Origin of the sequence: Anaeroplasma sp., assembly GCF_034179385.1 — a bacterium.
GTDB lineage: Bacteria > Bacillota_I > Bacilli_A > Acholeplasmatales > Anaeroplasmataceae > Anaeroplasma.
On record NZ_JAXFPY010000100.1, the window covers coordinates 1 to 14,030 of the forward strand.

The window sequence follows — 14,030 nt, forward strand, 5'->3', positions numbered from 1 at the left end:
TATGATCCTTCCACTACTAATCATATCATAGTTTTAAAATTAATTAAACAAACAAATATTTGCTGCCCACATTGTGGACTCGTTGGCAAATCAAAATTAAGGAGCACTATTGTTCAAACTATTAAACATGCTTCTGCTAACGAGAATAATCTACTTATTAAATTGAAACGTAGGGTATATTTAATTCATTTCTAGTACCAAAGCAGCGATAAAAATCAATTATTCAATAGCTAAATAAATCTTATAATGCTTATCAATGCATAATTTTGTTAATTCCAATAATCCTTCATATAATTTCTTAGCTTCGTTTTCTAGATGAAGATTCTTATAATTCAATAAATCATTGTAAAAATCCTCATTATTGTCAACTATAAAAGGATTATTTCTTGTATAAGAATCATTTAGAATTCCTTCTTGGTATAGTTTAGTAAAACCTACCCAACCCTTTCCAGACAAATCGGGATCCCTAAAAATTTCATCAACAAATCCTTCCCAAGTTTTAATGAAATATATTACATTTTCATCTTCATCTACAGCTATGAAATCGTATTCATCACATTCTTCAAAGCCTTCATATAAATCTAATTCTTTCATTACTTTTTTCTTCCTTTCCTATAGTGTCCTTTGTCTAATAATTCTATTTGTTTCTTAGTTGCAGTACCTGATTTTCGTGCTTTTATTGCATCAAACCAATCTTTTTTAGATACCCACTTTATCATAACATACTTCTCTTTTGGCCTTTTTTGTTAGATTATCAATTTTACTATCTAGTAATGACCATGAAATACTGCCTTGACTTCCAAAGCTTATTCCAAATCCTAGTCCACCATTTTTACTTCTGCCCATTTGACTTTACCTCCTTATTTACAACATTTCTTTCTTTTAAAATATTGTCAGGAACAACAATTTCTATTCTCTTTAAAGAAGCATATTCAAATAGTTTTAATACTTTTTCATCATCTATAGAAACACTATAAACAATATTTATTTTTGCCAATCCATCTACCGTGATTTTAATAGCCTTTAAAAATAATTCTTATAAGTTCTAGGTTTTGTTGGTTTATCATCATTAGTTAGAAGAAAGTATTCTCTCTTAACCACCTTAAATAATGGTGCAAAGGACTTCAACTAACTCAGATGATAATGGAATATCTCTATTTGATTCTTTAGTTTTAGGTGTATCAATTAGAAGCTTGATTTATAAACATGAATAGATAATGAAATAAAATCAAATCTAATCATTAATATAAAAAAGCATGATTTTAAAGAACCAAAAATAGGAATCATGCCGCAGATTCCTATTTCTATATATTTATTTACTTTTTAAATATAGTAATCTTATTCTTCTTCATATATTTTATAAGAAGGATTAAGGATACTGTAAGTATAGCTAAGAATAAAATGGATGTATATAGATACATATGATAATCTAAATAATTAAAGGTCTTATTCTTAATTTGACATTTAATTAATTCCTTAAAAAATACCTGGAAGGAATAGATTCCAACAATTAAAGAGCCAACGGATAAAGATGCATAGAGTGCAAGATTTGTCTCCTTATTTTCTTTTAATACCTTATATAATGCATACACACCATAGGAGATGAGTACGATGCCTAAAATGATTCCTATGGCATAATCTTGATTAAATGTAAAATCGGATTCAAACATTAATGTACCATCATATTTTTCATAAGAATATTCTCCAGATGCTTCATAGCTATTAATGAATAGAACTAAGAATGTTATAAATGCAGCAAGACCTAATGCTAAGGATGCAATAGAAATAATTAAACTACGCTTGTTCAACTTCATTTTCCTTTTCCTCCTCTATAGCCTCTTCTTCCTTCTTGTAGTTTACATCAAGTAGGAATGGAGCAATTTTGGCAATTAAAACCATAATGGATGTAGATAAAATGATATTAGGGAAGCAATAGGTTCCGTTATATACAAAGGAGAATACCATAGAATCACTACTAATTCCACAGAATGAATCAGAAGTGTTCAACCAGAAATATCCAGCAGCAAAATGTGCTAAGAATTTTAATCCTCCACCAACGACTGTACCAAGAGTGATCCAAAATACCTTTGTTTTAAAATCCTTACCCTTTTGATAGAATTGAGCAAATGCACCTGCAAAACCAGCCAAGAAATAGGCTAAAACATAATCTAAGGATATTTGAATGAATGGTGCCATAGTCTGCATGAATGCACTATCAAAGTTTTTACCTGTTACAGCATAAACTCCACCAGACATTTGAACAATACCAACAATTAAACCACAGATTAATCCTGGTATTAATCCTCTTCTATAAGAAATTACAAAGATAGGCACCATGGCAACACCAATAGATCCTCCATTAGGCCAAATGCCTTTAAACCAAATACCTTGAAATAAATCAAGGACATAAGCGATTGCTGCAAATATTGCTATCTCAGCAAGCACTCTTACCGAAAACTTTTTTGTTTTCATTTTTTACCTCCTCTAAAAAACAAAAAATGTCCGCTAGGACATTGCTAAAAAGGATAATAATAAGCATATTTAAAAATACCTTCACATTATTCCCTACGCTAGCATTACCTAGATCAGGTCAAGGGTCGAATATCAATTCCTCTCAGCCAAAGGCTCCCCTTAATATGACAGTAAATATTATAAGACCATTTTGTTATTATTGCAAGAAAAAAGGGGAAAATCCCCTTAATCTTATAAATCTAATACATAGATTGAAGCATCCTTACCACCAATGTTACGAATTGGATGGTCTAAAGGAAGATCACATTCCTCAAGTAGCTTCATTCCAAGCATATCACATGTAGATTTAATCTTTACATTATCCTTAGCGCAGGTTACAGAGATATATCCCATTTTATGATCCTTTGCAAGTAATAACAATAATCTTGTTGCCTTATATGCAAAATGTCTACCTTGGTATCTAGGTTCTATTTCACATAAAATATTACCATAATAATATAATTCATCATTATGTCCTACTCTAAGCTCACAAGTACCAACCTTATTTCCATCACAATTCATTATGTCAAAATAATATACTGGTACTCCACCAAACTTTTCTACGGACTTAACTGCCTCGCGAAGTCTTAATTCAACCTCGGCATTTTTTAAATATTTTGTATTCTTAAATTCCATAAACTTCTCCTTTGGTTTGATACATTCCGCGTGTTATTGTAACATAACACGAATCCTTTTGCAAGCGTTTTCAAGTGAATATTGGTTGTTCTACAGATTTATATAGAATACTATTTGGCGATTAAATATAAATATATTAACTTTAATGTATTTTCAATACCTTTAATATGGGTTCTTTCCATACCATGGCTCGCAGATACGCCAGTACCAATTAAAGCACCCTTAAAATCTACACCCGCACTAGATGCAGCGCCAATATCACTTCCATAGAATGGGAAAATGTCTACGGTGTAATTTAAATTATTTTCCTTCGCAAGATGAATTAATCTTGAGGTTAATTCATAATCATATGGACCACCAGAATCCTTAGCACAAATGGAAACAGCTTCTTCGTTTCCAGCAAGATCAAGACCAACACAGCCCATATCTAGGGTAACAAATTCAGAAATTTCTTTATCTACCATAGATGCACCGTGTCCTACTTCTTCATATACGACAAAATAAATCTTTGTATTATATTTGAATTTTAAATTATGGCAACTTGCATATTTTAATAGCATTAATAATACAACGGCAGATGCTTTGTCGTCTATGAATCTAGTCTTTAAAAAGCCTGAATCTGTAATTTCAAATTTAGGGTCATAGCATACGATATCGCCATTTTCAATTCCAAGTGCTACTACATCCTCCTTAGAATGAACGACCTCATCAATTCTAACCTCTAAATTATCGATATCTCTTGGCTTTGTATTCGCATCAGGATACACATGTGTTGCAGGAGATGTAGATAAAATAGTACCCTTATATATTTTGCCATCTCTTGTATAAATCTTACAATATTCACTATCTAGTGTTGGAGTAATAGGACCTCCAAGCTTCGTTAGAGCTAGGGTGCCACCTGCTTTAATGCTTCTTACCATTAAGCCTAGGGTGTCGACATGGGCACTTGTGGCAACAATCTTTGAAGTATCAACACCATCGATAGATACCTCTAAAGCACCATTATTTAACACCCTTGTTTTATATCCAAGGGCATCAATTTTCTTTTTAATTAATTCAATTACATGATGTGTAAATCCTGTTGGAGAATCACATAAAAATATTTCTCTTGCAATTTCTTTAAAATAATCTAAATCAAATTCAATCATATTATTTATCCTCATCGGTAGATAAAATCGCTAAGAATGCCTCCTGTGGTACTTCTACTGTACCAATGGCCTTCATCTTCTTTTTACCTTCCTTTTGCTTTTCTAAAAGCTTCTTCTTTCTTGAAATATCTCCACCATAGCACTTAGCTAAAACATCCTTACGTAAGGCTTTAATATCACTTCTTGCGATAACCTTATGGTTGATTACAGCCTGAACAGGCACCTCAAATTGCTGGCGTGGGATGATCTCCTTAAGCTTTTCAACTAAAATTCTTCCTCTATCGTAGGCAAAATCCTTATGAACGATAATGGACAAGGCATCAATGACATCTCCATTTAGCATAACATCCATCTTTACAAGCTTAGATGCTTCATAATCTCCAAGCTCATAATCAAAGGAGGCATAGCCCTTTGTATAGCTTTTTAGCTTATCAAAGAAATCATATACAATTTCTAAAAGTGGCATATTATAATGAATGACCGCTCTTGTTTCTTCTACATATTGCATATCGATAAAGAAGCCACGCTTCTTTTGACATAAATCCATTACAGCGCCAATATATTCTGTTGGAGTCATAATCGTAGCTTTAACAAATGGCTCCTCAATGCGGTCTAATTTGGATGCCTCAGGAAGCTCAGATGGGTTATCGATAGATACCATAGAACCATCCGTTAAATATACATGATAATTTACAGATGGAGCTGTTGCGATTAAATCTATACCAAATTCTCTTGAAATTCTTTCCTTTACGATATCCATATGAAGTAATCCTAAGAAGCCTGTTCTAAAGCCAAAGCCTAGGGCTTGAGAGGTTTCAGGCTCATAAATTAAGGATGCATCCGATAATTTCATTTTATCTAGGGCATCATGTAAATCCTGGTATTGCTTTGAATCGATTGGGTATAGTCCACAGAATACCATAGGATTCATCTGCTTATAGCCTGGTAGGGCAACACTTGCAGGATTATCACATACCGTAACTGTGTCACCTACATGAACCAAATTGATATCCTTAATGGATGCGGTTAGATATCCAACATCACCCGCCATTAAATAGTCTCTTGGAGATTCCTTTGGTGTTCTAACACCAAGCTCAACTACTGTATATTCCGCACCAGTTGCCATAAATCTTATCTTATCGCCACGCTTAATGATACCCTCTTTTACGCAAACTAAGACAACTACTCCTCTATAAGAATCAAAGGCACTATCAAAGATTAAAGCCTTTGTTGGAGCTAAAATATCACCACTTGGGGCTGCAACATAGCTTACGACTTGCTCTAGGATATCTCTTACACCAACTCCTGTTTTTGCAGAGGCTAATACAGCCTCATAGGCAGGAAGTCCAATGACATCCTCAATTTCATGCTTCGCGCGCTCTGGGTCCGCACTTGGTAAATCAATTTTATTAATTAATGGTAAAATCTCTAAATTATTATCTAAAGCTAAATACACATTCGCTAGGGTTTGTGCTTCTACACCCTGGGTTGCATCAACAACTAATATTGCGCCCTCACAAGCAGCTAAGGATCTAGATACCTCATAGGTGAAATCGACATGACCTGGGGTATCAATTAAATGAAATTCATATTCAATTCCATTATTCGCCTTATATTTTAGGGAAACTGCATTAAGCTTAATGGTAATTCCTCTTTCTCTTTCAAGCTCCATAGAATCTAATAATTGCTCCTGCATTTCTCTTGATTCTACAGAATCACAAATCTCTAAAATTCTATCCGATAAGGTAGTTTTACCGTGATCAATATGGGCAATAATACAGAAATTTCTAATCTTTGCTTGACGTTCCTTTAATTTCTTAATATCAAATTCCATATTCTTCACCTCACATTCACAAAAGTATTGTAACAAAAACCATATTTATTTTCAATAAAAATAAATAGGTTTAACGAAAGTGAATGTTTCAAAATAAATTGTACCAATTAAGTCAAGATAAAATGTACCATATAATATAGTCACTACTTGAGGTGATTGTAGTGATTATAATAGAACTTGACAATAAACTTGGCGGATTAATTTTAAAGCATATAAAAATCCCCTTTAGTCTTTCTAGAATTTACTCTAATCAAACTTTAGGGGGACGTCACTTTTCTATATTTTATATAACATCATCTAGGCTTCATATTTTCCTTTCAAGATTGTATTACATTAAATCTTTATATATTACCCATAATTCTCCATAAAATTCTATTTGGAAATTATCTCTTTTAATCTCATTCTTATAATAATTTGAAATGTTTTTATATGAAATATTATAAATAGAGTCTTCTTTCATCGTATAGTTTTCAATAGAAGAAATAGATTGCCCTTTTGTTACATCATAAAACTCTAAACCATCTATTCTTTTTAAATCTATTGTTAATAAGAATTCAAATTTCGTTTCATATTTTAAATTATTAACATGAATAATAAAGCATTCACTTTCCGTATTACGTTCAACCAAAATTTCAGTTTCACCAATTTTTTCGGTTCTTCCTATCTCATATGCACGTTGTTTCATTTCATTCTGACAACCACTAAGAATTATTATGAACAATAAACAAATTATACCAAATATCTTTTTCATATCATCACCATATATCCACCGAAACTATACCTGCAAATCCAACATGCCCCGACATATCGTAATATCTAGGATAAGACACATGTCCATCACGAAGTTCATAAAAGACTTTTGTGTCAACCGTTTGAAATATCCACCAACCAGTCTTCTTTTCAAATGTTTTATAACCACAAACAGCCATTGTGTGACTACCATATGTTCCGTTCAATGTAGACCACAATATGGGTTTACCTTGATCGATTTCTTTACACCCACTAGAACAATAATATGCCCAATCATAATGTTCCTTTGCATCAATATTATAGCCATATTTCTTCGCTATAACTTCTATTATCTCTGATGTTTCAATTAACATACCATAATTTATTTTTCCCCATTTATCATTACAATACTTTCTGATTTCACCCCATAAACGTGAAAAATTCTTTGTTCTTTCAGCTTCAATCCTATAACATGTTTGTCCATCCCCATAATTCAATTTTTCAGTTCTATTTTTAGTGGAAACGATACGACCATGATGACCGATTTCAACATCATAATAATTCTGAAATATTCTTAACTCCCAATCCGTAGCAGAATACCTATAAGTGTCATTTTCCGATGGCATATTAGGCATCCTAGTTTGTTGTAAATACTGCAACAAATTATATGCCGATACAGCCCAGCAATTTGATTCTGAACAAGGAATTTTTTTATTGTCAATGATTTCATTCTCATAATAAACTGATAGCTCGTATTGCCTATAGCCTTTCATATTCAATGAGTTTTGTGAAACCAAACTATAACCCGAACCATAATGATAATTCAAATATTTATCTACATCTACAATTTTCCCACAGCCAGTATCCTTGTTTGAGTGCCCATCATCTACTGTTCCACAAAACAATTGAGCATATTCTTCTTCATTTACATCAATTATTTCCGATGAATCATTCTTATAAAAATACTTATTGTTTGCATAATAATACTCATTAGCATCAATATTAAAATATGGTGACTCTCCATTTAAAACGAAGTCATAAAACATATATTTGTCGCCCAAAACTGCATATCCATTATCATCATTAAAGTCTAAAAAAACGCCCTCTATTTCAGAGCCTAAATAATTAATTGTTATTGGAAAGTCTTTTTCAATGCTATTCGCATTCCAATCTGCGCCAGTATCCTCGTTCACTTTATTAACAAATTCAATAAAATTTTCCTCAATGAAGCTTTTTACCATATATGGATCATCGCTCACTAATTTTGCAATCTCATAATCAACCCCATTAGAAAGCATAATAGCAATAATCCAAGAAAATATGCCAACACAAGAACATTTAAATCTTTTCATTTTATATCTCTCATCTTTTAATTTTTCTAAATCAATTATAGTGTTATTTTTGTAAAAAATCAATGATATTCTTCATTTTTTATCGAAAGCTACTTCGTATATTTACTACTGCCTACTTTATTAAATAACAATTCATCTTTTCGTCCTTAGAAAATAGAATTCAATCCTTATAATACTATTTCAATTTAGAATTTATGACTCAAAAAATTAAAAAGGCTCCTAGAGCCTTAAAATAAAGTAGTAGTCTATAAGCCATGTTCCGTACTCATAAGAGCGGTAATCATTTATCTAAGGTTTCCCTTCCTCCTCATGCCTTCTTATTCGGCCTTGGAGACTCCCCTACCAAAATTTGGGTTTCTAGCTTGTGGGGTTTACCAACGTTTCACTCTTTTGTTTCCAAAAGTATCGTTTCTGTGGCACTTTATGAATCCTTACCATATCATAGACTTAGGCTAGATTCGCCGTCACCATAAGGTGCCTGGCCTTATTTATTAAACCAGCGCAAACACTACAGGCATCACAGCCTGTGCTAGCATGGACTTTCCTAACATTTCTGCTCGATTACCCAACTACCAAAAATATTATACATAATTTTATAAATTATGCAATAATATAATTTTATAGAAACATAAATAAAAATGTGCTATAATGTTATCAAATTTTTAAAAGGGGATGACAATATGCCTATTATTATACCAAAGGATATACCAGCATATAATATTTTAAAAGATGAGAATATCTTCGTCATGTCCAAAAAGCGTGCAGACTCTCAGGACATTCGTCCTATTGATATTTTAATTTTGAATTTAATGCCTACAAAAATTCAAACAGAAACACAATTATGTAGACTTCTTGCCAATTCATCCTTACAGGTGAATTTAACATTAATTTCACCTAAGAGCCATGAATCAAAAAACACGAGTGCTTCTCACCTAGATAAATTCTATACAACATTTGATGAAATCAAGGGTAGAAACTTCGATGGAATGATTATTACAGGAGCTCCTGTAGAGCATTTAGATTTTAACGATGTCGATTATTATGAGGAATTAAAGGAAATCTTTGAATTTACCAAAACAAATGTTACATCCACAATGTTTATTTGTTGGGGTGCACAGGCTGCCTTAAATTACTTCTATGGAATTAAAAAATATCCACTACCTGAAAAGCTATTTGGTGTTTATAGGCATAAAAAGGCTGTAATTCATGAAGTATTATTAAATGGTATTGATGATATCTTCTATGTACCACAATCAAGACATACCTATAATAAGGAGGAGGATTTATTATCCTGTAAGGAATTAATTCCTCTATGTACATCTAAAGAATGTGGAACAACCATATTAAGATCTAGAGATAAAAAGCAGGTATTTGTCTTAGGTCATTTAGAATATGATAAATACACTCTAAAAAGTGAATATGAAAGAGATTTATCTAAGAATCTACCTATTCACGAGCCTCTAAATTATTTCAATGAGGATAAAACCGATGTGGATGTTTTATGGAGATCTACTGCAAATATCCTATATTATAACTGGTTAAATTATTATGTATATCAAATAACACCATTTGATTTTAAAAATCCTAAGATAAAATATCAAGAAGAAGAATAGACATTACGCCTATTCTTCTTTTATTATGTGTGCCGGGCATGGCACTAATCTTGCTGGTGAAAGTCCAGTCACGGGTATTTACCGCCAAGTGTAGCGAACCACAAACCGAAAACAGTGATGTTGGGGTGAAGGAAGTGGTGTAGCAAAATCCTTGAGCCTACGAACAGAAACTTGATGAGGCTAAATGGTAAGTGGATAAGGTTGCATATCAAACTGAAGTCCTAATGGTAAACGTAAAACCAAAACAGTAAATCAAGAGGTTGTGGGATGAAAGATTAGTGAATTACCCCGGGAGACCTCATCAAAGAGATGTCTAGATGTCTTAAAACGAATATAGTAAACTCTAACGAAAAAGGTGAATTGATGAGGAGTCAGCTGAGGTCGTAGTAGGTGGATGCCAACCACTAAAGGACCTAATGTTTATATAGTGCGAATCACTATAAGCAATATTTGGATAATCTGTAAGATGAGATAGTCTATAACATTGGAGCGTAACCAATGATGATAAAGTAGTCGAGGATGATTCCAAATACATTTACAAATGGAGGAGGAGCAGCAAATGAGCTTAATCGAAGAGATTTTGAGTGTTGAAAACTTAAATGAGGCAATCAAAAGAGTAAAGGCAAATAAGGGGGCAAGTGGCATTGACAAAATGTCAGTTGACAAACTCGAGCCATACTTTAATGAACATAGGGAAGAAATTATTTCTTCTATTATGAATAAGACATATAAGCCTCAGCCCGTAAGAAGAGTATATATTCCAAAATCCAATGGCAAATTAAGACCTCTAGGAATACCAACTGTGGTTGATAGGGTTATACAACAGGCAATAGCCCAAAGATTAGTACCAATATACGAAAATGTATTTAGTGAGTACTCTTACGGCTTTAGACCTAATAGGGACTGTCACACGGCAATAGGCAAGGTATTAGAGTATCTTAATGAAGGATTTGAATGGGTAATCGATTTGGATATCGAAAAGTACTTTGATACAGTAAATCACGATAAATTAATCTCAATACTAAGGGAACAAGTAAATGATAGTCATACAGTTCATTTAATACGTAAGTTCTTACAAGCAGGAGTAATGGATAATGGCTTAGTTTCATCAACTACCATTGGAGTTCCGCAGGGAGGTTTATGCCGATATCGACATAAACCTCCTTATGCGGAGTTAAATATTATGCCGAGAATATATATAACGGTATCGAATCTTTCTTGATTATCTCGGCATAATATGTTTGATTTTAAATAGACTTAATAAAGTCTAGAAAGGATCAAACTTATGAATATTAATTATGCAATCAAGGGTTTAACTGAGCTAATGACCCTGAATAACTATACACAAACAACTATTCATACATATGTTCGTGTATGGAAAGAATTAGCCGCTTATATGATTGAAAAATTTGGAACCGAAGAATTTTCAATCGAATATGGACTCCAATTTTTGGAAGATAAATACCAATTCAGCACAAGATTTGATAATAAAAATCTGAAGCAACGCGAAGTCCAACTTTTAAGAAATATTAATATGATTCAAGATTATAAACTTTATGGGGTTTTAACTAGAAGATATTATTCTAAGGGAGCAAAATTTGAGTTAAATTCAAATTATAAATCATATTATGATTCTTATCTTCAATTTATAACTAATAGTAGTTTTTCTAAAAATACTCAAAATCATTATATAAAAATTTCCCTGCACTTTTTGGATTTTCTACAACAAAAGAATATAATTTTAAGTAATGTAATGATGAAAAACATTAATGATTATATTATTTCTCTTTCTGGGTATTCTTTTAAAAAAATTGAATTGGAACTATGTGGCATCAGAAATCTAATTCGATTTCTATATGACAAAGGAGTAATTGCAGATGATATATCCGTTTTAATTCATATGCCTAAAATGTCTAAGCAAACTAAAGTTCCTTCAGCATGGACTACAGAAGAAATAAAATCCATATTAGCTGTTATCGATAGAAATAGTCCAATCGGTAAACGTGATTATGCAATGATTATATTAGCTACATTAACAGGTATGAGAATATCGGATATTCGTAAATTAAAATTTAAGGATATCGATTGGAGAAAAAATACTATTTCATTTATTCAATCTAAGACGGGAAACCCAATCACAAATCCACTAAATAAGAAAGTAGGCTTGGCAATAATTGATTACATCAAGAATGCAAGACCAAAGTTTTATGATACAGAATATATCTTCATAAAACATATGCCACCTTTTGATATATTTTGTGAAAATAATCACTTAAGTCATATTATTAGAAAATATGCATTAAAAGCTGGACTGGATTTAAAAAAACACAAAGCTGGATTTCATTCATTACGTCATACTGCAGCTACACTTTTACTTGAAAATGGTGTCAATTTGCCAGTTATTTCTGGACTCTTGGGACATTCTAGTATTGACATTACTGCAATATACTTAAAAAATGATTTAGAAAAATTAAGAGAATGTGTATTAGACTTATGCGAGGGAGAAATTGCATAATGAGCGAATTTAAAAGTATTATTAAAGATGAGCTTAATGATCTAATAGCATTAAAAAGAGCTAAAGGTTTGAAGTATGAAGTAGAATTTAATGTGTTTTTAAGAATTGATAAATTTTTAATTGAAAATAATTGTTCAAATAAAGCTTTAACAAAAGAAATATGTGATAAATGGTGTGCAAAACGGACTTGGGAAACCATTAATAATAGAAATCATAGAGTTTCTTCCTTACGCATTATTACTACATATCTAAATGAAATTGGCATAAAATCATATGTTCCACCAAAAGGAATATATAAGAAAGGTAATAGATATGAAGCGCATATTTATACTGATGATGAAATTCAAAGATTCTTTAAAGCTGTAGATTTGAGTAAATCCGTTCCAAGTGAATGTCCATATAGGTCGCTTATAATGCCAGTATTCTTTCGAATATTATATACAAGTGGCATGAGAGTATCGGAACTTAGGCTATTAAGGGTTAAAGATATGCATGAGGATGAGTGTTATTTAGTAGTTAAAAATAGTAAAAATAACAAAGATAGACTTATACCTATACATTCTAATTTAGCAAAAAAATGTTCTGAAATAAGAAAGGCAATACATAATGATTCTAATGAAGATGAATATTTTTTTATGTTATACCCAGGTAGAGAAATGACAAATGGTAATTTATACAAAAATTTTAGAAGGTATTTAAATATAGCAGGAATATCACATACGGGCAAAGGTCCTAGAATACACGATTTTAGACACACTTATTGTGTGAATATCATTAAAAAATGGATACTAGATGAGAAACCTTTACTAAATAAAATGGAGTACCTAAGAGTCATGCTAGGTCACGAAACATATAAGGAAACAGCATATTACATTAAATTAACTGAATCATTGTTTCCAACATTGGTTTCAAAACTGAAAAATAAATTAGGAGATATTATAATAGAACAGGAGGTAGAGAATGATGAGTATTACTAAGCCAACTGATTTTAGTAAAAATATCACTAATTTCTTAGGTGATTACTTACCTTTTCAAAGAAATTTTTCAAAAAATACAATCTATTCTTATCGTGACACTATTAAATTATTTTTAATTTATATTAAAGATGAACTAAATTATGAAATTGAAAGATTTAATATGAAAAATTTCAATAAAGAATTGATTATTGGTTTTCTGAAATATATTAGAAAAGACTGTTCGATTTCTACAGCTAATCAACGATTAGCGGCAATCAAAAGTTTCTCTAAATTTTGTCAAATAGAAAACCCTGAATTATTAAGGCAGTTACAAGAAATCATTTCAATCAAACCAGCAAAAGGTTCAAGTAAGGTCGTTGGTTATCTTGAAATTGATACAATGAGAGAATTAATTAATTGTCCGAATGAAAATTCTATTACCGGATTAAAACATAAAATGATATTAGCTGTATTATATGATACCGGTGCTAGAGTACAGGAACTATGTGATATCAAATTAAAAGACATATATTTTGGCGAGACAACAACCATTAAACTTAATGGAAAGGGAAATAAATCAAGAATTGTTCCAATTGATAATACTACTTCAAACATAATAAAAAAATATATTAAAAAATGTTTAAACGAAAATTATTTAAATGATAATTATCTAATATTAAACAAATTTAATAATCAAATGAATAGAGATGGAATTGAATACATAGTAGATAAATAC

At 31.5% G+C, this 14,030-nt stretch carries 16 protein-coding genes, 1 other RNA gene and 1 riboswitch; of the genes, 5 read left to right on the forward strand and 12 right to left on the reverse strand.

Annotated elements, in window-relative coordinates; all coding sequences use genetic code 11:
* Window positions 1–219: 219 nt before the first annotated feature.
* From SPJ17_RS06740 to rnpB, 12 genes are all read right to left on the reverse strand, one after another.
* On the reverse strand, window positions 220–594 hold the full coding sequence (locus SPJ17_RS06740) for a hypothetical protein (protein ID WP_321093936.1): 375 nt from the start codon (window positions 592–594) through the stop codon (window positions 220–222).
* The gene (locus SPJ17_RS06745) at window positions 594–719 is read right to left on the reverse strand and encodes a hypothetical protein (protein WP_321093939.1); all 126 of its coding nucleotides are present in this window, start codon (window positions 717–719) and stop codon (window positions 594–596) included. Before SPJ17_RS06745 ends, SPJ17_RS06740 begins: the two co-directional genes overlap by 1 nt.
* Entirely contained in the window at window positions 700–846 is a 147-nt protein-coding gene (locus SPJ17_RS06750; protein ID WP_321093941.1) for a hypothetical protein, read from the reverse strand. Before SPJ17_RS06750 ends, SPJ17_RS06745 begins: the two co-directional genes overlap by 20 nt.
* The gene (locus SPJ17_RS06755; RefSeq protein WP_321093943.1) at window positions 833–997 is read right to left on the reverse strand and encodes a hypothetical protein; all 165 of its coding nucleotides are present in this window, start codon (window positions 995–997) and stop codon (window positions 833–835) included. The genes SPJ17_RS06750 and SPJ17_RS06755 overlap by 14 nt, the downstream gene beginning before the upstream one ends.
* A gap of 319 nt (window positions 998–1,316) precedes the next feature.
* On the reverse strand, window positions 1,317–1,814 hold the full coding sequence (locus tag SPJ17_RS06760) for a hypothetical protein (RefSeq protein ID WP_321093945.1): 498 nt from the start codon (window positions 1,812–1,814) through the stop codon (window positions 1,317–1,319).
* The gene (locus SPJ17_RS06765; RefSeq protein ID WP_321093947.1) at window positions 1,795–2,472 is read right to left on the reverse strand and encodes an energy-coupled thiamine transporter ThiT; all 678 of its coding nucleotides are present in this window, start codon (window positions 2,470–2,472) and stop codon (window positions 1,795–1,797) included. The genes SPJ17_RS06760 and SPJ17_RS06765 overlap by 20 nt, the downstream gene beginning before the upstream one ends.
* Window positions 2,473–2,544: 72 nt before the next feature.
* Window positions 2,545–2,642, reverse strand: a riboswitch (TPP riboswitch).
* 61 nt (window positions 2,643–2,703) lie between these two features.
* The gene (locus SPJ17_RS06770) at window positions 2,704–3,147 is read right to left on the reverse strand and encodes a hypothetical protein (RefSeq protein WP_321093951.1); all 444 of its coding nucleotides are present in this window, start codon (window positions 3,145–3,147) and stop codon (window positions 2,704–2,706) included.
* Between the two features lie 110 nt (window positions 3,148–3,257).
* Window positions 3,258–4,295 carry a M42 family metallopeptidase gene (locus SPJ17_RS06775; RefSeq protein ID WP_321093953.1) on the reverse strand — a complete coding sequence of 346 codons (1,038 nt, stop codon included), beginning with the start codon at window positions 4,293–4,295 and terminating at the stop codon, window positions 3,258–3,260.
* Window position 4,296: 1 nt separating this feature from the next.
* Window positions 4,297–6,129, reverse strand: a complete 1,833-nt coding sequence (gene lepA, locus SPJ17_RS06780; protein ID WP_321093956.1) for a translation elongation factor 4 — start codon at window positions 6,127–6,129, stop codon at window positions 4,297–4,299.
* Window positions 6,130–6,457: 328 nt separating this feature from the next.
* On the reverse strand, window positions 6,458–6,814 hold the full coding sequence (locus tag SPJ17_RS06785) for a hypothetical protein (protein ID WP_321093960.1): 357 nt from the start codon (window positions 6,812–6,814) through the stop codon (window positions 6,458–6,460).
* 70 nt (window positions 6,815–6,884) lie between these two features.
* Window positions 6,885–8,210: a hypothetical protein gene (locus tag SPJ17_RS06790; protein WP_321093962.1), complete on the reverse strand. Its 1,326-nt coding sequence runs from the start codon at window positions 8,208–8,210 to the stop codon at window positions 6,885–6,887.
* 243 nt (window positions 8,211–8,453) lie between these two features.
* Window positions 8,454–8,783: RNase P RNA component class B (gene rnpB / locus SPJ17_RS06795), an RNA gene on the reverse strand.
* Window positions 8,784–8,890: 107 nt separating this feature from the next.
* Here rnpB and metA point away from each other — a divergent pair.
* The 5 genes from metA to SPJ17_RS06820 all read left to right on the forward strand — a co-directional run.
* Entirely contained in the window at window positions 8,891–9,823 is a 933-nt protein-coding gene (gene metA, locus SPJ17_RS06800; RefSeq protein ID WP_321093965.1) for a homoserine O-succinyltransferase, read from the forward strand.
* Between the two features lie 559 nt (window positions 9,824–10,382).
* A complete protein-coding gene (locus tag SPJ17_RS06805) occupies window positions 10,383–11,045 on the forward strand; it encodes a reverse transcriptase domain-containing protein (RefSeq protein ID WP_321093968.1) in 663 nt (220 codons plus the stop codon).
* Window positions 11,046–11,108: 63 nt separating this feature from the next.
* Window positions 11,109–12,338, forward strand: coding sequence for a site-specific integrase (locus SPJ17_RS06810; protein WP_321093970.1), 1,230 nt, complete (start codon window positions 11,109–11,111; stop codon window positions 12,336–12,338).
* Window positions 12,338–13,315, forward strand: a complete 978-nt coding sequence (locus SPJ17_RS06815; protein ID WP_321093973.1) for a tyrosine-type recombinase/integrase — start codon at window positions 12,338–12,340, stop codon at window positions 13,313–13,315. The genes SPJ17_RS06810 and SPJ17_RS06815 overlap by 1 nt, the downstream gene beginning before the upstream one ends.
* Window positions 13,299–14,030, forward strand: a 732-nt coding sequence (locus SPJ17_RS06820; protein ID WP_321093975.1) for a tyrosine-type recombinase/integrase, incomplete at its 3' end; no start/stop codon positions are given. The genes SPJ17_RS06815 and SPJ17_RS06820, both read left to right, overlap by 17 nt.